Annotated in this window: 24 protein-coding genes; 8 read left to right on the top strand and 16 right to left on the bottom strand. The window is 60.5% G+C overall.

What is annotated here, in order from left to right; translation table 11 throughout:
• Positions 1–87: 87 nt before the first annotated feature.
• From AC1D06_RS33535 to AC1D06_RS33510, 6 genes are all read right to left on the bottom strand, one after another.
• Positions 88–1,053, bottom strand: coding sequence for a methyltetrahydrofolate cobalamin methyltransferase (locus AC1D06_RS33535; RefSeq protein WP_477878521.1), 966 nt, complete (start codon positions 1,051–1,053; stop codon positions 88–90).
• Between the two features lie 89 nt (positions 1,054–1,142).
• Positions 1,143–2,195, bottom strand: a complete 1,053-nt coding sequence (locus tag AC1D06_RS33530; RefSeq protein WP_477878604.1) for a methylenetetrahydrofolate reductase — start codon at positions 2,193–2,195, stop codon at positions 1,143–1,145.
• A gap of 7 nt (positions 2,196–2,202) precedes the next feature.
• The gene (locus tag AC1D06_RS33525; protein WP_477878522.1) at positions 2,203–2,757 is read right to left on the bottom strand and encodes a methylenetetrahydrofolate reductase C-terminal domain-containing protein; all 555 of its coding nucleotides are present in this window, start codon (positions 2,755–2,757) and stop codon (positions 2,203–2,205) included.
• Positions 2,750–3,052, bottom strand: coding sequence for a virulence factor (locus AC1D06_RS33520; protein ID WP_477878523.1), 303 nt, complete (start codon positions 3,050–3,052; stop codon positions 2,750–2,752). The genes AC1D06_RS33525 and AC1D06_RS33520 overlap by 8 nt, the downstream gene beginning before the upstream one ends.
• A gap of 122 nt (positions 3,053–3,174) precedes the next feature.
• Positions 3,175–3,861: an exopolysaccharide biosynthesis protein gene (locus AC1D06_RS33515; protein WP_477990155.1), complete on the bottom strand. Its 687-nt coding sequence runs from the start codon at positions 3,859–3,861 to the stop codon at positions 3,175–3,177.
• Between the two features lie 117 nt (positions 3,862–3,978).
• The gene (locus tag AC1D06_RS33510; RefSeq protein ID WP_477990154.1) at positions 3,979–4,593 is read right to left on the bottom strand and encodes a DUF1638 domain-containing protein; all 615 of its coding nucleotides are present in this window, start codon (positions 4,591–4,593) and stop codon (positions 3,979–3,981) included.
• Between the two features lie 287 nt (positions 4,594–4,880).
• On the opposite strand from AC1D06_RS33510, the gene AC1D06_RS33505 reads away from it, so the two are divergent.
• Together AC1D06_RS33505 and AC1D06_RS33500 are read left to right on the top strand one after the other, a co-directional pair.
• Complete coding sequence (locus tag AC1D06_RS33505; RefSeq protein ID WP_477878526.1) at positions 4,881–5,027, top strand: hypothetical protein; 147 nt, start codon at positions 4,881–4,883, stop codon at positions 5,025–5,027.
• Between the two features lie 26 nt (positions 5,028–5,053).
• Positions 5,054–5,188 (top strand): entericidin EcnAB, encoded by a 135-nt coding sequence (locus AC1D06_RS33500; RefSeq protein WP_477990153.1) that lies wholly within the window; start codon positions 5,054–5,056, stop codon positions 5,186–5,188.
• Between the two features lie 73 nt (positions 5,189–5,261).
• Here AC1D06_RS33500 and AC1D06_RS33495 read toward each other — a convergent pair whose 3' ends face one another.
• From AC1D06_RS33495 to AC1D06_RS33485, 3 genes are all read right to left on the bottom strand, one after another.
• Entirely contained in the window at positions 5,262–5,963 is a 702-nt protein-coding gene (locus AC1D06_RS33495; RefSeq protein WP_477878528.1) for a corrinoid protein, read from the bottom strand.
• A gap of 126 nt (positions 5,964–6,089) precedes the next feature.
• Positions 6,090–6,497 (bottom strand): PIN domain-containing protein, encoded by a 408-nt coding sequence (locus AC1D06_RS33490; protein WP_477990152.1) that lies wholly within the window; start codon positions 6,495–6,497, stop codon positions 6,090–6,092.
• Positions 6,494–6,748 (bottom strand): DUF6364 family protein, encoded by a 255-nt coding sequence (locus AC1D06_RS33485; protein WP_477878530.1) that lies wholly within the window; start codon positions 6,746–6,748, stop codon positions 6,494–6,496. Before AC1D06_RS33485 ends, AC1D06_RS33490 begins: the two co-directional genes overlap by 4 nt.
• Before the next feature lie 190 nt (positions 6,749–6,938).
• Here AC1D06_RS33485 and AC1D06_RS33480 point away from each other — a divergent pair, with 190 nt between their 5' ends.
• Together AC1D06_RS33480 and AC1D06_RS33475 are read left to right on the top strand one after the other, a co-directional pair.
• Positions 6,939–8,507: a trimethylamine methyltransferase family protein gene (locus AC1D06_RS33480; protein ID WP_477990151.1), complete on the top strand. Its 1,569-nt coding sequence runs from the start codon at positions 6,939–6,941 to the stop codon at positions 8,505–8,507.
• A gap of 101 nt (positions 8,508–8,608) precedes the next feature.
• A complete protein-coding gene (locus AC1D06_RS33475; protein WP_477990150.1) occupies positions 8,609–9,295 on the top strand; it encodes a ferredoxin in 687 nt (228 codons plus the stop codon).
• Between the two features lie 5 nt (positions 9,296–9,300).
• Here AC1D06_RS33475 and AC1D06_RS33470 read toward each other — a convergent pair whose 3' ends face one another.
• Together AC1D06_RS33470 and AC1D06_RS33465 are read right to left on the bottom strand one after the other, a co-directional pair.
• The gene (locus AC1D06_RS33470) at positions 9,301–10,170 is read right to left on the bottom strand and encodes a DMT family transporter (protein ID WP_477990149.1); all 870 of its coding nucleotides are present in this window, start codon (positions 10,168–10,170) and stop codon (positions 9,301–9,303) included.
• Positions 10,171–10,177: 7 nt separating this feature from the next.
• The gene (locus AC1D06_RS33465; RefSeq protein WP_477990148.1) at positions 10,178–11,068 is read right to left on the bottom strand and encodes a DMT family transporter; all 891 of its coding nucleotides are present in this window, start codon (positions 11,066–11,068) and stop codon (positions 10,178–10,180) included.
• Positions 11,069–11,218: 150 nt separating this feature from the next.
• Between AC1D06_RS33465 and AC1D06_RS33460 the strand changes: the two genes are divergently transcribed.
• Entirely contained in the window at positions 11,219–11,740 is a 522-nt protein-coding gene (locus AC1D06_RS33460; RefSeq protein ID WP_477990147.1) for an RNA polymerase sigma factor, read from the top strand.
• 196 nt (positions 11,741–11,936) lie between these two features.
• Complete coding sequence (locus AC1D06_RS33455; protein WP_477878536.1) at positions 11,937–14,012, top strand: vWA domain-containing protein; 2,076 nt, start codon at positions 11,937–11,939, stop codon at positions 14,010–14,012.
• An 87-nt stretch (positions 14,013–14,099) separates the two neighbouring features.
• On the opposite strand, the gene AC1D06_RS33450 is transcribed toward AC1D06_RS33455, so the two are convergent.
• The gene (locus AC1D06_RS33450) at positions 14,100–14,501 is read right to left on the bottom strand and encodes a MerR family transcriptional regulator (protein WP_477878537.1); all 402 of its coding nucleotides are present in this window, start codon (positions 14,499–14,501) and stop codon (positions 14,100–14,102) included.
• Positions 14,502–14,572: 71 nt separating this feature from the next.
• Between AC1D06_RS33450 and AC1D06_RS33445 the strand changes: the two genes are divergently transcribed.
• On the top strand, positions 14,573–16,873 hold the full coding sequence (locus tag AC1D06_RS33445; RefSeq protein WP_477990146.1) for a heavy metal translocating P-type ATPase: 2,301 nt from the start codon (positions 14,573–14,575) through the stop codon (positions 16,871–16,873).
• 10 nt (positions 16,874–16,883) lie between these two features.
• Here the strand turns inward: AC1D06_RS33445 and AC1D06_RS33440 are convergent, their stop codons facing one another.
• A complete protein-coding gene (locus AC1D06_RS33440; RefSeq protein WP_477990145.1) occupies positions 16,884–17,225 on the bottom strand; it encodes a hypothetical protein in 342 nt (113 codons plus the stop codon).
• Positions 17,226–17,305: 80 nt separating this feature from the next.
• On the bottom strand, positions 17,306–18,997 hold the full coding sequence (locus AC1D06_RS33435; RefSeq protein WP_477990144.1) for an O-linked N-acetylglucosamine transferase, SPINDLY family protein: 1,692 nt from the start codon (positions 18,995–18,997) through the stop codon (positions 17,306–17,308).
• 124 nt (positions 18,998–19,121) lie between these two features.
• On the opposite strand from AC1D06_RS33435, the gene AC1D06_RS33430 reads away from it, so the two are divergent.
• A complete protein-coding gene (locus tag AC1D06_RS33430) occupies positions 19,122–20,138 on the top strand; it encodes a glycosyltransferase family 2 protein (protein WP_477990143.1) in 1,017 nt (338 codons plus the stop codon).
• 13 nt (positions 20,139–20,151) lie between these two features.
• Here the strand turns inward: AC1D06_RS33430 and bmt are convergent, their stop codons facing one another.
• Together bmt and AC1D06_RS33420 are read right to left on the bottom strand one after the other, a co-directional pair.
• Positions 20,152–21,162 (bottom strand): betaine--homocysteine S-methyltransferase, encoded by a 1,011-nt coding sequence (gene bmt / locus AC1D06_RS33425; RefSeq protein ID WP_477878542.1) that lies wholly within the window; start codon positions 21,160–21,162, stop codon positions 20,152–20,154.
• A 162-nt stretch (positions 21,163–21,324) separates the two neighbouring features.
• A partial coding sequence (locus AC1D06_RS33420) for a response regulator (protein ID WP_477990142.1) occupies positions 21,325–21,594 on the bottom strand: 270 nt, incomplete at its 5' end.

Below are 21,594 nucleotides of genomic sequence, written 5' to 3'. Positions count from 1 at the left end.
AACAATTGTCAAATCCCGACATGCAAAGATCACCCTGCGGTTTCGCGAGGGTGATCCCGATCGTTCAGCCATGCTGAGCCGCAGCAATTACTCAGTTGCGGCACCCGCACCCGTGCGCGCTGCACGACCGCCACGGCGGCCAGCCGGAGCGGCAGACGCGGCAGCGGTCGGCGATGCGGCGCCGCCTTCGGCGGGCTTGTAGTCGCGATAGGTCATGATCCAGTTCGAGCAATTGGCGTCGGTGCCGTTCAGCACGTTGGCAGCGCGGACGGCTTCCATTTCCTGCGGGCGGGTGGGGTTCATGATGGCCGAGGTCATGCCGGCGCCGATGACCATCGGGATGAAGCCGGCATTGATGCCATGGCGGTGCGGCAGGCCAAAGGAGATGTTGGAGAGGCCGCAGGTGGTGTTGACCTTGAGCTCTTCGCGCAGGCGGCGGAGCAGGGCGAAGACCTGGCGGCCGGCGTCGCCCAGCGCGCCGATCGGCATGACCAACGGGTCGACCACGACGTCCTCCGGCTTGATGCCATGATCCATCGCGCGCTCGACGATCTTCTTGGCGACGGCGAAACGCACGTCCGGGTCCATGGAAATGCCGGTCTCGTCGTTGGAGATCGCCACGACCGGAACATTATACTTCTTGACCAGCGGCAGGATGGCTTCCAGCTTTTCCTCTTCGCCGGTGACGGAGTTGATCAGCGGGCGGCCCTTGGCGACCTTGAGGCCGGCCTCGATCGCGGCTGTCACCGACGAGTCGATGGAGAGCGGCAGGTCGACGAGGCCCTGGACGATTTCGAGCGTCTGCACCAGAAGGCCCGGCTCCGTCTCGTTGGGGTTGACCGAGGTGACGCCTGCGTTGACGTCCAGCATGGTGGCGCCGCAGGCGGCCTGTTCCAGCGCGTCCTTGATGACCGTCTCGAAATTGCCGGCCTGCATTTCGGCGGCGAGCTTCTTGCGGCCGGTCGGGTTGATGCGTTCGCCGATGACGCAAAAGGGCTGGTCAAAGCCGATGACGATTTCGCGGGTGGCGGAGGCGACGATGGTGCGGGTCATGGATCTTCCTATAAGAGGTTCCGATGATATAAAGACTTCTTTATATCGTTATGTATTTTATGGCAAGCCGATAGGCGAGATGTTGGGGCCTATCGAACGGATTGGTCCACCAGAGCGTTGGCGGTCTCTTCCTGCAATTCGTGAAATTCGGGACGGGGCGTGCGCTTCCAGGGCGTGCGGCCCTTAAGGACGCCGGATTCATGCACGATTTCCGAGACGTATTCCTCCTGGCGATAGGCCATCACATGGATGCCGCTGACGCCCGGGATTTCCTTGACCTCGTTGATGATGTCGATGCAGAGCTGCTTGCCTTCCTTCTTCTGGTCAGCCGCGCCCTCCAGGCGGGCGATGACCGAATCCGGTATATGGATGCCCGGCACGTTCGAGCGGATCCACTTGGCGGTCTTGGCAGAGGCCATCGGACCGACGCCAGCGAGGACGAAGCATTTTTCGGCGAAACCGAGGTCGACGACCTTCTTCATATATTCCCTGAACATCGGTACATCGAAGCAATACTGGCTCTGCACAAACTGTGCGCCGGCCTCGATCTTCTTGCCCAGCCGATAGGGCCTGAAATCGTAGGGCGGGGCGAAGGGGTTGATCGCGGCGCCGAGGAAAACCTGCGGCGCTTTGGTGATCTTGCGGCCGGAGCGGAATTTCGATTCGTCGCGCATCATCCGCACGGTTTCGAGCAGCGACATGCAGTCGAGGTCGAAAACCGGCTTGGCGCCGGGCTGGTCGCCGGCCTGCACGCCGTCGCCGGTCAGGCACATGATGTTGGCAACGCCCATGGCGGCGGCGCCGAGCACGTCGCCCTGAATGGCGATGCGGTTCTTGTCGCGGCAGGCGATCTGCATGATCGGCGCATAGCCCATGTGGGTCAGCAGCGCGCAGATGCCGACCGAGGACATGTGGCAGTTGGCGCCAGATGCGTCGACGGCGTTGATGCCATCTACCCAGCCTTCGAAGATCGCCGCGCGCTTATAGACGTCTTCCGGATCAGCGCTATCGGGCGGGTTGAGTTCGGCGGTGACGGCGAATTCGCCGCGGCGCAGGACGCGTTCCAGGCGGCCGAGTGAAACATGGCCGGGGAGGGGATCGAGCGGCAGGTGCGCGCCGAGCGGGTTTTCGTCGATATGCACCATGCCGTTATGCGTCCTTCTTCATTGCTTCTTTTTCAGCGGCCGATTGTGCAGTCACCCGCAGCCAGGCAGAGGTTTCGCGCATAGACTGGTCGACCGGCTTCTGCACGTTCAAGATTTTGTCGCCATGCACCATGTTGCGCGAGCCTTCCCAGGCTTTGACCCAAACACAAGGCATGTTCGGCTCGACTTCGCAATTGCCGTTGGCGCGTACACCGCCGCAAGGGCCATTGCGCAACTGCTTCGGACAGTTCATCGGGCAGGACATGCCGGTCGAAGAGAGCACACACTGGCCGCACATGCGACAGTCGAACATCAGGCCTTTGACGCGCTTTTCGACCGCCTTCACCGGCCCTTCGACTCTGGCGTAGCCCAGCTTGTTCCAGATCGGATGGAGTAGCAGGAAGGTCTTGGCGAACTTGTCATAGAACCATTCGAGCGTGCGCGAATGGCGAATCGACCAGAGGCGGATCGTATAGCTCTTCGTCTGTCGACCGACAGCCGAGACGCCGGAGGGGACATAGGCCGTCGGCGGCTTCTTGTGGACCTTGAGTTCAACCATTTTCGCGCCCGCCTGCCTTCACCAATGCCACGAGCCGGTCGCGGTCATAGGCGGCCTCGAATTCTGCCGCTGCCTTGTCGGCCTCGGCTTCGAGATCGTCGGAGACCGGAACCGGATCGGCCTTGCGCCATTCCGCCAGATAATCATCGGTTTCGGCGGCGCCGGTGCGCATGGCGCACATGTCGATCGCTTCGGTAAAACGCACCGAAAGCTCGCGTTTGGCGTTCTGCCGGCCCTTCTTGACGATCACTTGCGCGGGTATGTCGCGCCAGTAGACGATGATACGATCTGCCATTCCCCGAACTCCTAAATGTGCGGCCACAATGGAACGAGAGGGGGCGTCGTTGCGCGGCCAGTCACGACGTCGCATTGATCATAATGCGACATGTTTTCCAGATTATGCAAGCGTGTAATTTGTCAGCTGACATAGCTGACGAAAGCATGCCAATAGTCGGGCAAATGCTCGAAGAAATAGGGGATGGCAAGTACCAAAGCATAGCTCACATAGCCGACGATTGCGCTGATCAGAGCGCCTATCACAACGCCGAGCCCGACAACGATGCCATCTCGTTCGCTCAGGCCCAACCCCATCAGCGCCATGGCGAAGGACGGGCCGATATTGCCGAACGGAATCGGCAGGAAAACGACGATCGCGAGCAGCAGGCAGAAGACGCCGATGACGCGTTCGAAGAGCCGGCTGCGTTGCGGCCAGGCGCGCGGGGTGATCAGCCGCTCGAGCTTCTCTATCCACGGCACGAAGCGATCGAGCATGGAAGAGAAGGCCTTGTTGTCGAAGCCATAGCCGTGCAGCCGCTTCGGCAGCCAGATGCGGTCAAGACGGGAAAAGGCCATCTGGAAGGTGATGAATACCAGCGGCAGGCCGAGAATGAATGTCGCGCCCGGCGGCAGGGGAATCATGCTCGGCAGGCAGAAGACGACGAGGAAGGCGCCGAAGGACCGGTCGGCCATGGCATCGGCAATGTCGCCGAGCGTGATCTTGTCGCCGGCATTGTCGGACAGTTGCCGCAGCAATTCCGATAGTTTGTGCGGCCTTTGCCGCATAGCGGGTTCGCGCCTGTCAAGCTCTTGGCTGTGATCCGACACGCGGGCTCCTTGATCGATATCCATACCAGCAAACGCCTTTCCCGCCGAGTCGTTGCGTTTTCGCGGGAAAGGTGGAGCTAAGATGGAGATCAGGGTGTCGTTATCAAGACCGGCAGCTCACGCTTCGATCATAGCCTTGGTCAGGTCGCCATAGCCGGTGAAGCGATATTCATAATCGAGCTTGAGGTAGTCCGCAGCCCATTTCGCCTTGTCCTGCAGGGCCTTGTCTTCGGTTTGGGCGAGATAGACGATCTTGGTATAATTGCCGAATATCATGTCGCGCAGTTCTGGATGCTTGTCGAGTTTCAGCGGCTCGATGATGAAGGCCTCGAATTGGCGGGTGATCAGGTCGGTCAGGTAGAAGACGCTGAATTCCTCTTCGCATTCGGCAAGGAATTTTTCGTTGCCGGTGAAGAAGGCGTAACAGTGCGGGCCGGCGATACGTTCGATACCTTCTTCCTCGCAGAGTTTGTCGATCTGCCCCTGCGTGCCGCATTCGGCATAGCCGATATAGATGCGGCGAAAACCTTCGGCCCGGGCTTCGGCAATTTTCTCGCGCAGGCCAGGCACGATCTTCTGCGGCGTCACATGCCAGATCGCCGGCAGACATTGCAGGTCGATGTGATCGAGCCTGTTCATCTCCTTGATGGCGAGCACTTCGCGGGCRATCGCGCCACAGGCGATGATTCTGAGCGCTTCGGGCTTGTCCTGGGTCTGGGGCGTGTCGAGCATGGCTTTATCCTTTGCCACCAATATAAGTCCGGCAATCGCGATTGGAATACTGGAAGCGTCAGAAGTCGCCGTCAAATCCGTCGCGCTGGGCAGAAAACCGCATAGGTCGTGTGAACCCGAGACCGGTAATAAGCATGCGCGTAGCGCATGCCACATTGAACAAATCTTCGAGTTGCGCGTTCAAAAAGCAGGCGATCAGCGACCGCGTCCCACCTGTCCGCAAAGCGCCCCTATTTCGTTCACGGGGTAGTTCTGCCCCGGTTCAGCCACTGTGATCGGAGAGCAAAATGACGACTGTTTCGACCAAGATCTTGATCGTGTTAAGTACCGTGCTTCTCCTTGCCTCATGCGCGAATACGGTGCGCGGCGTGGGCAAGGACATGACCAACACGGCCAAAGCAACCGATCATGCGGTTAAGCGTGCGGCAGACTGATCCCAACTTTTTCCAGGAGCACTATCATGAGCACTCTTTCGACCCGGATTGCCGTTGCCCTGATTGCCGTTCTGGCTCTTTCGTCCTGCGCCAACACGATTCGCGGCGCCGGTGAAGATGTCCATCAGACGACGCATGCCATCAAGCATGCTGCTCAATGAAGGATAGAAATCAGGTCAAATGAAAACCGGCCGCCCAGGTGGGCGGCCGGTTTGTCAAATTCCTGCCAACAAATCAGGCCTTGGCGGCGAGCATGTTGTGCTTGCGCTTGATGAAATCCTTGGCGGTTTCGACCGCGATTGCCGCGTCACGGCAATAGGCATCGGCACCGACGGCCTTGCCGAACTCTTCGTTCAGCGGCGCACCGCCGACGAGAACGACATAATCATCGCGGATGCCCTTTTCCTTCATCGTGTCGATCACGACCTTCATATAGGGCATGGTCGTGGTCAGAAGGGCCGACATGCCGACGATATCCGGCTTCTCGCGTTCCATGGCGTCGAGATAGTTCTCGACCGGGTTGTTGATGCCGAGGTCGATGACGTCGAAGCCGGCGCCTTCCATCATCATGCCGACGAGGTTCTTGCCGATGTCGTGGATGTCGCCCTTGACGGTGCCGATCACCATCTTGCCCTGCTTCGGCGCGCCGGTGGCAGCCAGCAGCGGCCGCAGGATGAACATGCCGGCCTTCATCGCATTTGCCGACAGCAGCACTTCCGGCACGAACAGGATGCCGTCGCGGAAGTCGATGCCGACGATGCGCATGCCTTCGACGAGAGCCTGGGTCAGGACGTCATACGGCACCCAGCCACGCGAGAGAAGGATATTGGTGCCTTCCTCGATCTCTTCCTTGAGGCCATCGTAAAGATCGTCGTGCATCTGCTGCACGAGTTCCTCGTCCGAGAGCTCGGAAAGAATGATTTCATCGTCTGCCATTGCGTTCCTCGTGAGATTGGTTGCGGGATTCGACCGCCCCTTGGTTTTCACTATAGTGGGCGGGGAGGCTTTGCAAAGCGTTTTCGAAAACGACGCGGGCAAGAGCAATTTACGACGGGCGCGCCGCTATCCGGCAAACGGATTGACGACTTTGATTCCGTTTATGATTTGTCCATGTTGGAGGTCTTCGGTATAGAGGATGTCGCAATTGGTCATCATCGCGGCTGCGACGATGGCTGAGTCCCAATAGGAAAATTTCAGCTGCCGGCGGATATCAAAAGCCAGTTGCAACAGTTCAGGCGTCTGTGACTGGATTGGAAATCGGAGCATGGAGATAATAAAGCGTTCGGCTTCGTCGGAAGATATTCGCGTTGGGCGCGTCACCTGCACATAAAATTCCTGCAGCACCTGTACCGAAAGGACGCAATCATTCTGGTCGAGCAGCGTTTCTGCGATCGTCTTTTTATGTAGGGCGGTTGGATCGGTAGCAAAGTAATAAAGAAGCACGTTCGTATCGATGAAACATGCGATCAAGAACGCTTTCGGTCGTGAAGTTCGTCGCGAGACAAGCGATCGTTTGGGTCGAAGCTCGTGACGCGGCTTTGAATTTCATGCTGCAGATGCCTCAGACGCTCGAATTCTTCCGGAGAAGCGCGTTGGCTAAGACCCGATGAAATGCCTGTCAGATATTTCTGGACCATAGCTGAAACAGACGTATTAAGTTCCGCCGCTCTTAGTTCGGCGCGGCGGTAAATTTCATCATCGATGGAAACAGTGATATTCATCATGGTCTCAAAATATCAGAGCCCGGGATTTGTATCAACGAACTTCGCCTGATGGCGCAAACAGACAAATGCGTCATTTCGTTTCCAGCGTAGACATTGGCGCATAGAGGATTGTTCCTTTTGCGGCATCCTTTAGGATCAAAGGAAACACAGCACTCGCCTCGGGCGGGCTCATCGTAAAGGAAAGACCATGGACCAGACCTCAGATCAGGCAGCCGGGCAGGGAGAAGGCGGCGGTCGCCGCGGTCGCGGTGCGGCCGCGCGGCGTGCATCGCGTGCGGGCGGCGGTCCGGGCGTGTCGCTTCCCTATATCACCCGCAAGATCCGCGAATATGAAGTGCTCGACGAAGAGGGCTTGACCCTCATCGAAAGCAATGCCGACCTCGTGCTCGAAGAGATCGGCATCGAATTCCGCGACGACGCCGAAGCGCTGGCGCTGTGGAAGGAAGCCGGCGCCGACGTCCGCGGAGAGCGCGTGCACTTTCCCAAAGGTCTCTGCCGCTCGCTGCTGAAGACCGCCCCGCCGGTTTTCACCTGGCATGCGCGCAATCCCGAGCGCAGCGTCCAGATCGGCGGCAAAGCGACCGTGTTTGCCCCGGTCTACGGCCCTCCCTTCGTCCGCGACCTCGAAGGCAATCGCCGCTATGCGACGATCGAGGATTTCCGCAATTTCGTCAAACTCGCCTATATGGCGCCGTCGATGCATTCGTCGGGCGGCACGGTCTGCGAGCCGGTCGATATCCCGGTCAACAAACGCCATCTCGATATGGTCTACAGCCATATCAAATTGTCCGACAAGCCGTTCATGGGCTCGGTCACCGCGCCGGAACGCGCGGAAGACACGATTGCCATGGCCAAGCTGGTATTCGGCGACGATTTCGTCGAGAACAATTGCGTCACGCTCAACCTCATCAATGCCAATTCGCCGATGGTGTTCGACGAAACCATGGTTGGGGCACTGAAGGTCTACGCGCGGCATAACCAGGCAACGGTGATTTCGCCGTTCATCCTGTCGGGCGCAATGAGCCCGGTGACGGTGACCGGCACGCTGACGCAGATCCTGGCCGAAGTTCTGGCCGGTGCTTCGTTCACCCAGCTGATCCGCAAGGGCGCGCCGGTGCTGTTCGGCACATTCGCGGCCTCGATCTCGATGCAGTCGGGTGCGCCGACCTTCGGCACGCCGGAACCGTCGTTGGTGTCCTATGGCGCGGCACAGCTCGCCCGCCGTCTCGGCCTGCCGTTCCGTACCGGTGGTTCGCTCTGCGCCTCCAAGGTGCCGGATGCGCAAGCCGCGCACGAATCGGCCAACACGCTCAACATGACGCTGCTGGCCGGCACGAATTTCTCGTTGCATGCCGCCGGTTGGCTCGAAGGCGGCCTTGTCTCGTCCTACGAGAAGTTCATGATCGACCAGGACCAGCTCGGCATGATGCAGAAGATGGCCGAAGGCGTGGATCTCTCCGAGAACGCCCAGGCATTGGATGCCATCCGCGAAGTCGGCCCGGGCAGCCACTATCTCGGCTGCGCCCATACCCAGGCCAATTTCCAGACTGCCTTCTACCGTTCGGCGCTGGCCGATAACAATTCCTACGAACAGTGGGAAGTTGAAGGTGCCAAGCGCATCGAGCAACGCGCCAACGCGCTCTGCCGCTCCTGGCTGGAACAGTATGAAGCGCCGGCGCTCGATCCGGCCATCGATGAGGCGCTGCTCGCCTATATCAAGCAGCGCAAGGACTCCATGCCCGACGCTTTCACCTGAAAGGGTCCCGAAGCCAGGGAGAGTGGCGGACGGTATCAGGTGGCCGACTGGATTCAGCGGGACGTCTGGCGCCCGCACTACAAGCCGCCTGGCCGGACATAATGGACAAGACAGAAGATAAGATCGAAGACATCCGTGCGGCGCTCGCGCCGCACGGAATTTTTTTGCGCGGTGTCGTGCATTTCGACGGCGATGGGCCGGCGATGACGGCGGGCGTACATGCGCGGACCGTGGTGCTGCTCGGCAATATCGGCGGCTCGATCTGGCCGGCTTTCCGCAGGTGGCGCTCCAGAGATGGCCGGAATGTCGCCGATCCGCTCGACACCTGGTCGGTCGAGATCATCCGGCCGGAGGCGGACAGAGTGGGCGGACAAGCCTATTTCCCGTCCGAAAAACCTTGGCAGCCGTTCCAGCAATGGGCGATGCGAGCGGAGGGCTTGAAAGCCTCGCCGCTCGGTGTGTTGATCCATCCGGATTATGGGCTTTGGCACGGCTATCGCGGTGCGATCGGCTTTGCCGAGAGGATCGGCACCGCGAGCGTGCCATTCGATCGTCATCCCTGCGACGACTGTCGCGACAAGCCATGCCTGACGACCTGTCCGGTCGATGCCGTGCAGGCGTCGGCTTTCGACGTTCCGGCCTGTCGAACGCATGTTCACGCGTCAGAGGGAAAGGCGGGATGCATGGTGTCCGGCTGCATTGCCCGGAACGCTTGCCCGGTCGGTGCACGCTATCGATATCCGGAGGAGCAGTTGCAATTCCATATGGCGGCGCTCGGCAGGATCTGATCGGCTCAAGCCGCTTTCACCTGCCTCTGACTCAATCCAATATGGATGAATACGGCGGCCAGCACCATCACACCGCCGATTACGGTCTGGCGGCCGGCCGTCTCGTTGAAGGCGATCCAGACCCAGAGCGGGGCGAGCGGTGTGTCGAGCGTCGAGATCAGTGCCGTCTCGACGGCGGGCAGGCGTTTTGAGCCGAGCGAGAAAAGCGTCAGGCCCGGTGCGGCATTGAGCAGGCCGAACAGCACCAGCAAGACGAAGTTCGTCATTGTGACATGCGGCAGATCATGCGCAAACGGCAGTGGCAGCAGGCCGCTGATGAAGGAGGCGATGCAGGCGCCGGGGATGATGGCGATGTGGCGGTAGCGACGGACAAGAATGATCGAGGCGGCCATGCTCGATGTGGCGCAGAGCGACAGGATATCGCCGGATACGCCGCCATCCATGCCGAAGCCGACCATTATCGCGACGCCGACGATAGCGATGGCGCTGGCGCCGATCGCATTGCGCGAAGGGATTTCGCTGAGGAAAATCCAGCCGAGCAGCGCCGAGATGAWGGGGATGGTCGCGAAGATCACCGAGTTGTGGGCAATCGAGGTCAAGCCGAGCGAGGATATGTAGCAGGTCGTGCCGAAGACATAATTAAGCACATAGACGAGATCGGCCCAGCCCATGCGGCGGAACTGGTTCCGCCAGCCGCGTGGGTCCATCACGATGATCAGAACCAGCATGCCGATGGCGCCAAAGATGCCGCGGCCGGCAATCATTGTCGGATAGTCGAGATTCATCAGCCGGGTAAAGAAGCCGGCGCTGCTCCAGGTGATGGCAGCTGCTATGACAAAGAAAAGTCCGATCTGGTGTTCGCGGCGTGCATCCATGCTGTTTCTACGCTGTTTCCGCTGAAGCCGAATCAATTGCCGGATGCGACCGCTGGCTGGCGACGATATGACCGATGACGGCGATGAAGACGATGCCGCCGCCGATCAGTGTAGTCCTGCCCGGTGTTTCGCCGAAGGCGGCCCAGACCCAGAGCGGTGCAAGCGGCGTGTCGAGTGCGCCGATCAGTGCCGTCTCGACTGCCGGGATCTTGCGCGAACCCCAGGCAAAGAAGGCAAGACCCATGGCGGAATTGACGATGCCGAAAAGCGCCATCTGGACGACCTGCACGCCGGTGACATCCAGCGGCTTGCCGAATGGCCAACAGACGAAGATGGAGAAGAAGGCGCCGAGGCAGGCCGAAGCCGTCGCCGACATGCCGGGATTCTTGCGCATGACGATGATCGACAGCGCCATGGTCAGTGTCATGCCGAAGGCGAGCAGATCGCCGAACCTGCCGCCATCACTGCCGTAGCCGACCATCAGGAGCACGCCGGTGATGGCAATGCCGGCGGCGAGGATGGCGTTGCGGCTTGGGATTTCACCGAGGAAAATCCAGCCGAGAAATGCGGCGAGGAAGGGAATGGTGGCATAGATCACCGCCCCATGCGCCACGGAGGTATGGCCGAGCGAGGTGATGAACATGATCATGCCGCAGACGGTGAGCACGATATAGAGGCATTCCGGCTTGCGGATGCGGGTGAATTCGCGGAGCCAGCCTCGACCGCTGATCAATATGACGGCGGCCAGCAGACTGAGCGAAGCGAAGATGCCGCGCCAGGCAAGCAGGGTGAAACTGTCGAGCGGAATCAGGCGCGTGAAGAAACCGGCCGTGCTCCAGGCGATCGCGGAAATGGTGACGAACAGCAGGCCGAGTTGATGGTCGCGGCGGGAAGGCATTGCAATTCCTTGAGGATGGCGCGTTGAACGGCGCCGGAATCGTTTTTAACAGGTTCCGGCTTGGGCGTTGGACAAAATATTCCGGGGCTACCCAAGGAATTGGCAGGGGCAAACGTCTATCCCTCAGGAACGGGTTGAAGGACGGATGCATTGGAGCTGGAATTGATCAGGAAAGCGTCCCAGGGCGACAGGCTGGCCTTTGGCCAGCTCCTGGAGATGCACTATGATTTCATCCACGCCGTGGCGTGGAAATGGACGCGCAGTTCCGCCGATGCCGATGACATAGCCCAGGATGTCTGCATACGGCTGGCGACCGCGATTTCCGGCTTCCGCGGTGATGGACGTTTCCGCACCTGGCTCTACACACTGGTGCTGAACGCGGTGCGGGATGGCGTGCGGAAAACGATGCGCGAGCAGCGCAAGACCGAAGAATGGAGCCTCGACCCCTCGACGCAGGGCGATCAAGGCGATGACGATGACATGCAGGAGATATGGAACGCCGTGCAGGAACTTTCGCCCAAGCAACGCGATGCCGTGATGCTGGTTTATTCCGAAGGAATGGACCACGGTGAGGCGGCGGATGTGCTGGGCTGTTCGGAAAGCACGGTCTCGTGGCACCTGCATGAAGCGCGCAAGCGGCTGAAGATCATTCTTGGCCGCGAAGTGGCGTAAGGAGTTGGCAATGGAAAACGAACTCGACAAGCTGAGCCGCATGACGCCGCCAAAACCTTCCGAGGCTGCGCGAGCGCGGGCCATGGCGTTTGCCATGCAGGCTTTCGACGCYGAAGAAAAAAATCAAGACGCCCCCCAAGGAAGCGAAAACGGCCGGCGTCAAAGCTCCATAACAACCCAGTTATGGAGAGCTATCATGAATGGAAAACTGCTTGCCGGTTCGGCGCTTGCCACGCTTCTGGTCGTGCCGGTCGCCGGTTACGTCGCCATCCACTCGATCAACAGCCGCACGGGTCTCGTGATCAACGAACCGGCAAAGCCGGGCGACAAGAGCGAAAACCATGTCGCCAAGGATGAGAAGCCGAAGACAGGTGAAATCGATCTCAGCGCCGGAAAGCCGGAGCCGAAACAGCCGGAGGTCGCTGACAAGGAGACTGTGGACAAGCCTGTGGTTTCGGAAGAGACGAAAACCAAGGCAAAGCCGGGGACGACCGACGATCAAAAGATCGACCAGGAAATGTCGGAGACGGCACAGCTTTCCTCGACCACGACGAATGGCGGATTGCGGCCTGATGCGAACGCCGGCGCTCAGGTCGAGAAGCCGGCTTCCCAATTGAAAGACAGCAGTCTCGCGACCAATGAAGCCGGCAAGCAGGACGAGACCGACAATCAGCCCGCCGCTGCGGCGCAAAACAATTCCGTCGACGCCGATGAAGCGGCGCGACCCGCCGATGCTTTGGCGGCATCGCCGACTGTCGAAGGCCGTGTGATGGCGAAGAAGATGCTTGGCGTGACCACCGATGACGGCATCGTTGGGCAGCCGCCACTGCTGCAGCCGGACACTGCCAACCGCTTCACTTCGAAGGATATCAACCCGGTTAAATCGGTGTCGAGCGATCCGGTCTCGACCTTCTCGATCGATGTCGACACGGCTTCGTACTCTTTCGCCCGCCAGGCGATCCTCGCCGGGCAGTTGCCGCAGGCAGACAGCGTGCGCGTCGAGGAGATGATCAACTATTTCCCCTATGACTGGGCGCCGCCGGCAAATGCCGATCAGGCATTCAAGCCGAACATCACTGTCATGCCGACGCCGTGGAATGCCAACACGTTGCTGATGCATATCGGCATCAAGGGGTATGAATTGCAGCAGCAGGAGCAGAAGCCGTCGAATCTGGTCTTCCTGATCGACGTATCAGGCTCGATGGACGAGCCCAACAAGCTGCCGCTGCTCAAGAGCGCCTTCCGGCTCTTGGTCAACAAGCTCAAGCCGACCGACACCGTGTCGATCGTCGTCTATGCCGGCAATTCCGGCGTGGTGCTGGAGCCGACCAAGGTCGCCGAAAAGCAGAAGATTCTCGATGCGATCGAAAGCCTGTCGCCGGGCGGCTCGACAGCAGGCGCGGAGGGTATCGAGGCGGCTTACAAGATGGCTGAAAAAGCCTTCATCAAGGATGGCGTCAACCGCATCTTCCTGGCGACCGACGGCGATTTCAATGTCGGCCCGTCGAGTGACGACGAACTGAAATCGCTGATCGAATCCAAGCGCAAGACCGGTATCTTCCTGTCGGTGCTCGGTTTCGGCAACGACAATTACAATGACGCGCTGATGCAGACGCTGGCGCAGAACGGCAATGGCGTCGCCGCCTATATCGACACGCTGGCGGAAGCGCAGAAGACGCTGGTGCAAGAGGCGACCGCGTCGATCTTCCCGATCGCCAAGGACGTGAAAATCCAGGTCGAGTTCAATCCGGAGAAGATCGCCGAATACCGGCTGATCGGCTACGAAACCCGGGCGCTGAAGCGCGAGGATTTCAACAATGACAAGGTCGATGCCGGCGAGATCGGTTCGGGCCATGAGGTCACCGCGATCTACGAACTGACGCCCAAGGGCAGCCCGGCCATGCTGGTCGACGACCTGCGCTATGGCGAGAAGAAGGATAAGGCGACCGACACTTCTGCCGCGAAGTCCGACGAATTGGCTTTCGTCAAGATCCGCTACAAGAAGCCGACCGAGGACAAGAGCAACCTGATCACCATGCCGGTCACGGCCGAAGAGTTAAAGAAGTCGGTCGACACCGCCTCCGCAGATGTCCGCTTCTCCGTCGCTGTCGCTGCCTTTGGCCAGAAGCTGAAGAACGAGGACCAGGTGTCCGACTATAGCTGGGACAGCGTGATGAAGCTCGGCGACAGCGGCAAGGGCGCCGATCCCTACGGTTATCGCGCCGAATTCCTCAAACTGGTCGAACTGGCCAAGAGCTTGAAGGGCGAGTGATCCCCGTTCCACTCTTCATCGCCCTTCATTGAGAGCCTGACGGCTCGGCCCTCTCCCTGGCTTGCCCTGGGGAGAGGGTATTTTGATTCATCCGCGCGGATGCGCCAGAACGCTGATGATGCGGCAGTCGCAGATATGGCCGTGGCCGCATTCCTCGATCATCCGCGACAGCTCTTTGCGCAGCGCCTGAAGTCGTTCGATGCGCTGGTCGACTTCCCTGAGATGGTTCATGGCGATACTGTCGGCCTGGTGGCAGGAGGCCTGCGGCTCGGCGGCCATGGCGAGCAATTCGCGGATGTCGTCGATCTCGAAGCCGAGTTCGCGGGCGTTGCGAATGAAATTCAGCCGGTCGACTTCGGCCTGGCCGTAGCGGCGCTGGTTGCCTTCGGTGCGGGGCGGTGCCTCGACCAGGCCGATCTGTTCGTAGAAGCGGATCGTCGGCACCTTGATGCCGGTTTTCGTCGAGAGTTGGCCGATCGAAATATTCATGATTTTGCCTCTTGAACCTCTAGTGGCTAGAGGTGCTAGCACTATTTAAGTCCTATCGAAAGGTTTTCATCATGGCAGCTTCCGAGGCAGAGAAATTGAAATACCGCATCGGCGGCATGGATTGCGCCAGCTGCGTGCAGAAGATTGAAAACGCCGTGCGTCGGCTCCCCGGTGTCGACGAGGTCGGCGTATCGCTGGCCGCCGGCACGATGACGGTGCAGCCCAACGGGACGCTGACGAAAGGCGCCATCGAGCAGCAGGTAAAGGCGCTCGGCTATTCGATCGCGCCTGCGACCGCGAGGAACAGGGCGCCGGTGCAGCCGCCTCGTCATGATCATGATCACCACGACCATCATGGCCATGACCACTCGGATGGACATGATCATCGCGAAGGTCACGATCATGGTGGTCATTCGCATGATCATGACCATGATCACGATCACGCGCATGCGGCGCCCGCCGCCAGCGAAGAAGCCGGTCATAGCCATGATCATTTCGATCTCGGCGATGGCCCGTGGTGGAAGAGCCGCAAGGCCGTGCTGGCGGCGATCACCGGTGCGGCGCTCGTCCTGACCTATCTTGCCCATCTCGCGCTGCCCTCGGTGCCGCAATGGATTTTCGTGCCGGCGCTTCTGGTCGGCCTGGTGCCGATCGCACGTCGCGCCTTGGTTGCCGCGATCACCGGGACACCGTTTTCCATCGAGATGCTGATGACGATCGCCGCTGTCGGTGCGGTGATCATCGGTGCGGCCGAAGAGGCAGTCACCGTGGTGTTCCTGTTCCTCGTCGGTGAATTGCTGGAAGGGGTGGCCGCGATGCGCGCCCGGGCCAGCATTCGTGGCCTGACGGATCTTGTGCCGAAAAGCGCGCTTGTCGAGCGCAACGGAAAGACGCAAGACGTGGCGGCCGAGGCGCTTGCGATCGGCGATATCATTCTCGTGCGGCCCGGTGACCGGATTGCTGCCGATGGCGAAATCGTCGATGGCACGTCGGCCATCAATGAGGCACCCGTCACGGGCGAAAGCGTGCCGAAAACCAAGGGCGTGGGCGAAAGCGTGTTCGCCGGCACGATCAATTCCGATGCCGTATTGAAGGTCAAGGTCACCGCTGTGGCCGAGGACAATACCATCGCTCGCGTCGTGCGGCTGGTCGAGGAAGCGCAGGAGAGCAAGGCGCCGACCGAGCGTTTCATCGACCGTTTCTCGCGCTATTACACACCCGGCGTTCTGGTCGTCGGGATTCTCGTTGCTATCCTGCCGCCGCTGGTGGCTGGCCAGTCCTGGTCGGAATGGGTGTATAAGGGGCTTGCGATCCTGTTGATCGGCTGCCCCTGTGCGCTGGTCATCTCGACGCCGGCCGCGATTGCGGCGGGGCTGTCGGCCGGCGCGCGGCGCGGATTGCTGATCAAGGGGGGCGCCGTGATCGAACGTCTCCGTCAGGTGACTTTGGTGGCGCTCGACAAGACGGGTACGCTGACGGAAGGCAAGCCACGCGTGACGGATATCGTCAGCATCAGCCGGCCGGAAAACAAGGTGCTGTCGATGGCCGCGGCGCTGGAGGCCGGGTCGAGCCACCCTCTGGCTGTGGCGATCCTCGCTCGCGCCAAGGACGACGGGGTTCCGGTCCCGCCGGCCAGTTCCGCCAAGGCGCTGCCCGGAAAAGGCGTGTCTGCCTCGGTCGGCGGCGAAGAAATTCTGCTTCTCTCGCCCAAAGCCGCCGCCGAACGGGTTGCGATCGAAAACGAGGTCCTGGCCCGGATCGATGCCTTTAACGGGGCGGGCAAGACGGTCTCCGTCCTCCTCGCCAATGGCGTCGTCGGCGGCCTTATTGCCATACGTGACGAACCGCGCGCCGATGCTGTCGCGGGGCTCAAGACGCTTGCCGCGCGGGGCATCAAGACATTGATGCTGACCGGCGACAACGAACGGACGGCGAAGGCGATCGGCGCTGATCTCGGCATGGAGGTCAGGGCCGGCCTGATGCCGGAAGACAAGCAGGCGATCGTGCGCGAGAAGCAGAAGCAAGGTTTCGTCGTTGCCAAGGTCGGCGACGGCATCAACGATGCACCGGCATTGGCTGCGGCCGATATCGGCATCGCCATGGGCGGCGGCACGGATATCGCGCTGGAGACGGCGGATGGCGCAGTGCTGCATGGGCGCGTGGCCGACATCGCCAATATGATCGCGCTGTCGGCCGACACGATGAACAATATCCGTCAGAACATCACGGTTGCGCTCGGCCTCAAGGCGGTGTTCCTCGTCACAACCATCATCGGCCTGACCGGACTCTGGCCGGCCATTCTTGCCGATACCGGCGCCACCGTGCTGGTGACGATGAATGCGCTCAGGCTGCTCGGCTGGAAGCCGCGCTGAGCACCCCGGATCAGGCCTTCGGAAAAGCCTTCTCCAGGCCCCTGGAGCGGGTCAAGCCATCACGAAAAGCTTCATAGGCGCTGTGCTGGGAGGATTTGGCCACTTCCATCAGCCGCATCTGCAGCCGTGTCGGCGCATTGTTGCCCAGCCATTCGCCGGCGCGATCGATTCTCAGCGTGTTGAGGAAACGGGCGCCGGCCTGTTTGTTGAGCCATAGCGTCAGGCCCTCGATCAGGTTTTCGTTCTGGATCGGGTTTTCCAACAGGAGCTTGAAGAAAGCCTGCTCGGCTTCGCCGAAGGCGGCGAATTTGTCGGCGACCGTGTCRCGGTCGGGGAAGGGGGCAGCGATCATGTCATTCCCATTTCATTGCATGCTTTTGTTCTTAACATGTCGTTATCCTGAAACCGGCTCCCACTTCCAGGCGACATAATCTAAAGCGGCGGCACATCGATATGATCCGGCGGCAGGCCGCGCTGGGCGCGATCCGCCATCATCTCGAAAGCCCGCTCCAGATGCCGTGTGAACCGCACCGTGTCGAACAGCGGCATGGTCTCGCGGTTGGCGGTGAGCTTTTGCCGGAGCAACTGTCGCCTTTCGGGATCGGTGACAAGCGACCGGACAAGGGCGATATAACCATCCGCGTCGTCGGCGACAAGCTCCGGCAGGCCGAGTGCGGTCAGCAAACTTTCGGAAACGCGCGAGGCGAAATGAGAACCGCGATAGGTGACCACCGGCACGCCGGCCCAGAGCAGGTCCGATGTCGTCGTGTGGCCATTATAGGGAAAGGAATCGAGCGCGATATCGACCGCAGGCAGGCGCGCAAGATGGTCGGCATAGTGTGCTTTCGGGGCGGAAATGATCCGGGCCGGATCGATGCCTTCCCTTACGATAGAAGCAAGGAAATTCTTCTGCGCGAAACGGTTGAAGAAAAGGATCCAGAGCACGGTTTTCTCGGTGCTTTTCAGGGTTTCGACGATCTGCCGGTAGGTCTCCGGCGTCAGCTTGCGCGTCGCATTGAAGAAGCCGAGCACGATTCGGTCGTCCGGCAACCCGAGCGCGGATCGCTCCGCCGCTATAGGGCGTGGACGGTAGAGATTGTCATTGGCCTGATAGCTCTCGGGCAATCGGCAGAATTTCTCGTGATAATAGGGTTTTGACGCGTCCGGCGTAACGATCTTGTCCGAAATGACGTAATCGCAATCCACGCCGTTGCCGCTGCCGGGAAAGCCGAGATAGGCGGCCTGCACCGGCGCCAGCCCGAGATTGACGAGATTCGGCCGGCTACCGTTGGTGTGGCCCTTGAGGTCGACGAGGATATCGATATTGCGGCTGCGGATCAGCTCGGCGGCCGCGTCGTCGCTGAGATGCCCGATCGGCACGAGGCCGGGATAGCGGCTCCGCATGCCCTGGTCCTTGGCGATGTTGGCGGCGCTGGTGAGGCAGAAATGCGTCACCTCGAAGCGGGTCGCGTCGTGGCTCAGCATCACGCCCTGGAAAAGATGCATGGTCGCATGCGTGTCGTAATAATCATCGGACAGGTAGCCGATGCGCAGCTTTTCGGCCCATCGATGCGGCCGGGGGTGGCGTCTGGCGCGCATGTCCGGCGTGACCGGATACGTAAGCGCGCTGGGGATCAGGCTGGCATTGATCGCCTCGTCCGTGCACCAGGAGACATTGTCGAAGGGGCTGTTGGCCTTGAGCGCGATGGGATCGCGCTTTCTCATACCGTCGAGCAGCATCGCCTGGACGCGGCCGATCTCGTCGAACAGGCAGCTTTCGAGCAGGACGCGATGATAGAGCTCTAGCGCCTGAGGTTCACGCGGTGCGAGCTTGATCGCACGTTGAGCGGCGCCATAAGCCTCTTCCAACGCCGAGTGGCGGATGAAGAGATTACCGGCAAGTAGCAGATAGTTGAGGTGATTTTCCCCCTTCGCTTCGCCCGCTTTGCGGTAATGCTCGGCCGCCTTAAGCTCGTTGCCGGTTTTGAGATGGCTTTGCGCCAACAGCACGAGCAGAATCTGCGGGCAATCCTTATGCGCGACCGAGCCGCCATGCCGTTTCAGCAGGCCGTGGAAATCGCCGGATTTGTATTTTTGTAGTGCATCCTGCAGCAAGGCTGTCATCGAGACATCATCCTTTCTCGGCGGCACCATTCCAGCCTAGCCTTGCCCGATCCTGTCTGCCGCAAGCGCCGGGCAGGGCAGGGCGGCTAACACAGTTGCGAATTCTCTCATTCGAGCTGACACCGTGCTGCTTTCCATCCTCCTGCCGTCCAATCGCAAGCTCGCCGACAGCCGCCGGTCGATCGAGACGGCGCTCGCCTTCTGCGAAAAGCGCGATGCGCTGCTGATCGTCTCGGACAATTCGCGCGATCCGGAGAAGCGCCGGCTGCTCAAGAATGTCTCGCCACGCCTGCGCTATGTCGAGCCGCCGGACACGACGCTGCATACCAACCTCCGCTCTGTCTTCGCCGCTGCAGAGACCGAATTCGTGATGATGATGGGCGATGATGACGAGTTGTTTGTCAGCCCCCAGGATCAGCCGCTCGATCTGGCGCGCGTGCCGCCGGAATGCATCGGCGTGCGGCCGCTGATCGCGGTGATGAATTCCGAGGGACGGGTGATGCGGGTCAAGGATTTTCCCATCCTCGACGAGACGCCCGGCGGGCGGATCATGCGCTACAACGACAAGGCCGGCGGCGACAATGCGGCCTTCTACAGCATTTTCCGGCGGAAACCCTATACCGACCTGATGCTGTTCTTCCTCGATCACCACCCGCTCAAGGCCAGCTATTGTGATTGGGCGCTGGCGAGCGTGATGTTCTCGTTCGGCCGCCTGCCTTACGATCCCGGCATTGTCTTCAAGTACAACTACCATCAATGGGATCGTGACGAGAAGGTCAACGGCCAGATCGAGGGTTTCTACACCGCTGTCGGCCTGCCGGTCACTGCACGGCGCTTCAAGCTGCTGCTGCTCTATCTCGATATCGTCATCCTTGCCCTGCACCGAGGTTCACCTCTGAACGAAGCGGGCAAGCGCGATGTGATGGCGACCGCCGGACGGCCGATTCTGGAAGGGCTGATGAAGACAATTCGGGAAGAGCCGGACTCTTTTGACGATCAGACGAAGGCCGAGGCCGAGGCACTGATTGCCGAACCAGATGGCGAGCGCCAGCTCACGCGGGCGATCGCTATGGTCGACCGCATCCAGCCCGGGCTTGCTGAGCGCTATCGCGCCTTCCACCGCGCCGCGATGGAAGGCTGAGACGAAAAGCTGATCAGCCGCGGCGGCTGCGGCGTTCGCGCGGAGCGGCCTGCTCTTCCGCGGTCTTGTTGCGCAGCGGTCCGATTTTTTCGACGATCGTCTCGAGGGTCGGGCGCGGGCCGGGCGTGTGGCTATCGACAGCCTGGCGGATGGCAGCGAGATGTTCGCAGGACGTGCCGCAGCAGCCGCCGATGATCTTGGCGCCGGCATTGAGTGCCAGATGCGCATATTCAGCCATCAGCGGCGGCGTGCCGGAATAATGGATCTTTTCGCCGCGGAATTCCGGAATGCCGCAATTGCCCTTGACGACGATCGTCGCTTCCGGGCTGGCCTCGGTCATCGACAGCAGCGTTGCCAGGATATCGGAAGCGCCGACGCCGCAATTGGCGCCGACAGCGATCGGGCCTTCGCCAATATCGGGCGCCACGCCATGGATGTCCTTCGGCGCCAGGCCCATCATCGTCTTGCCGGCGGTGTCGAACGAGCCGGTGTAGACGAAGGGCAGGCCGACCTTGACCGCGGCTTCGGCGGCTGCGCGGATTTCATCCGGGGCAGACATGGTCTCGATCCAGGCGACATCGGCGCCGCCGGCCTTGAGGCCTTCGATCTGTTCGGCAAAGGCATCGACCGCGTCTTCATAGGTGAGCGCGCCAAGCGGGATCAGCAGTTCGCCGGTCGGGCCGACGGAGCCGGCGACGATCACCTTGCGCGGCGCCTTGTCGGCAACAGCGCGGGCAATGCTGGCTGCTTTGAGGTTGAGTTCATGCACGCGGCCCTGCGCGTGGTGCAGTTTTAGCCGATGGCGGGTGCCACCGAATGAATTGGTGAGGATGATATCGGCACCGGCGTCGACGAAATCCTGATGCAGCTTGGTGATGTTTTCAGGTTTCGCCTCGTTCCACAGTTCCGGCGCCTCACCAGCCTCAAGCCCCATGGCGAACAGAGACGTGCCGGTGGCGCCGTCGGCGAGCAGGACGCCCTTTTCGGCCAGGAGATCGGAAAGCGGATTGGCGGCGGCGGTCATGGCAACGTCCTCGAATAATGAATACAGAAAGATATAAAGATATCTTTATGCGATGGCAAGAGGCGTGCCGTAAGAAACAGAGCACCGGCCATAGGCTAATCATGCAGTCAGGGCATCCAACAGGATAGGCACGGCCGGCAGGGTGAATGGTGTATGAACCAGTTAACCCGAATTGCTAAAACGACATTGTTGGCTGCCGACGATCCGATCAACGTGCCTTTGTATCTTGGCGATCAGCACATCAAAGTCGATCGGCTTGGTCAGATGATCAATGGCGCCGCCTTCCATGCTGGCAACCAGGGTGTTCATATCCGTGAGCGCGGTCAGGAAGATSAAGGGGATGTGGGAGAGCTCCGGATGATTGCGCTGTATCTCGGCCAGCAGCTGGTGGCCATCCATGACCGGCATGGAAATATCGCAAATGACCATATC

It is taken from the genome of Rhizobium sp. P2_G2, from assembly GCF_056403555.1.
This window is presented reverse-complemented; position numbering and strand designations above follow the sequence as displayed.

Excerpts from the sequence above, each read along its gene's own strand:
- AC1D06_RS33455 (WP_477878536.1), top strand. The coding sequence starts at position 11,937 with ATGAATGGAAAACTGCTTGCCGGTTCGGCGCTTGCCACGCTTCTGGTC.
- AC1D06_RS33445 (WP_477990146.1), top strand. The coding sequence starts at position 14,573 with ATGGCAGCTTCCGAGGCAGAGAAATTGAAATACCGCATCGGCGGCATG.
- AC1D06_RS33520 (WP_477878523.1), bottom strand. The coding sequence starts at position 3,052 with ATGGCAGATCGTATCATCGTCTACTGGCGCGACATACCCGCGCAAGTG.
- bmt (WP_477878542.1), bottom strand. The coding sequence starts at position 21,162 with ATGACCGCCGCCGCCAATCCGCTTTCCGATCTCCTGGCCGAAAAGGGC.
- AC1D06_RS33465 (WP_477990148.1), bottom strand. The coding sequence starts at position 11,068 with ATGCCTTCCCGCCGCGACCATCAACTCGGCCTGCTGTTCGTCACCATT.
- AC1D06_RS33435 (WP_477990144.1), bottom strand. The coding sequence starts at position 18,997 with ATGACAGCCTTGCTGCAGGATGCACTACAAAAATACAAATCCGGCGAT.
- AC1D06_RS33500 (WP_477990153.1), top strand. The coding sequence starts at position 5,054 with ATGAGCACTCTTTCGACCCGGATTGCCGTTGCCCTGATTGCCGTTCTG.
- AC1D06_RS33450 (WP_477878537.1), bottom strand. The coding sequence starts at position 14,501 with ATGAATATTTCGATCGGCCAACTCTCGACGAAAACCGGCATCAAGGTG.
- AC1D06_RS33485 (WP_477878530.1), bottom strand. The coding sequence starts at position 6,748 with ATGAATATCACTGTTTCCATCGATGATGAAATTTACCGCCGCGCCGAA.
- AC1D06_RS33505 (WP_477878526.1), top strand. The coding sequence starts at position 4,881 with ATGACGACTGTTTCGACCAAGATCTTGATCGTGTTAAGTACCGTGCTT.
- AC1D06_RS33535 (WP_477878521.1), bottom strand. The coding sequence starts at position 1,053 with ATGACCCGCACCATCGTCGCCTCCGCCACCCGCGAAATCGTCATCGGC.
- AC1D06_RS33495 (WP_477878528.1), bottom strand. The coding sequence starts at position 5,963 with ATGGCAGACGATGAAATCATTCTTTCCGAGCTCTCGGACGAGGAACTC.
- AC1D06_RS33480 (WP_477990151.1), top strand. The coding sequence starts at position 6,939 with ATGGACCAGACCTCAGATCAGGCAGCCGGGCAGGGAGAAGGCGGCGGT.
- AC1D06_RS33525 (WP_477878522.1), bottom strand. The coding sequence starts at position 2,757 with ATGGTTGAACTCAAGGTCCACAAGAAGCCGCCGACGGCCTATGTCCCC.
- AC1D06_RS33475 (WP_477990150.1), top strand. The coding sequence starts at position 8,609 with ATGGACAAGACAGAAGATAAGATCGAAGACATCCGTGCGGCGCTCGCG.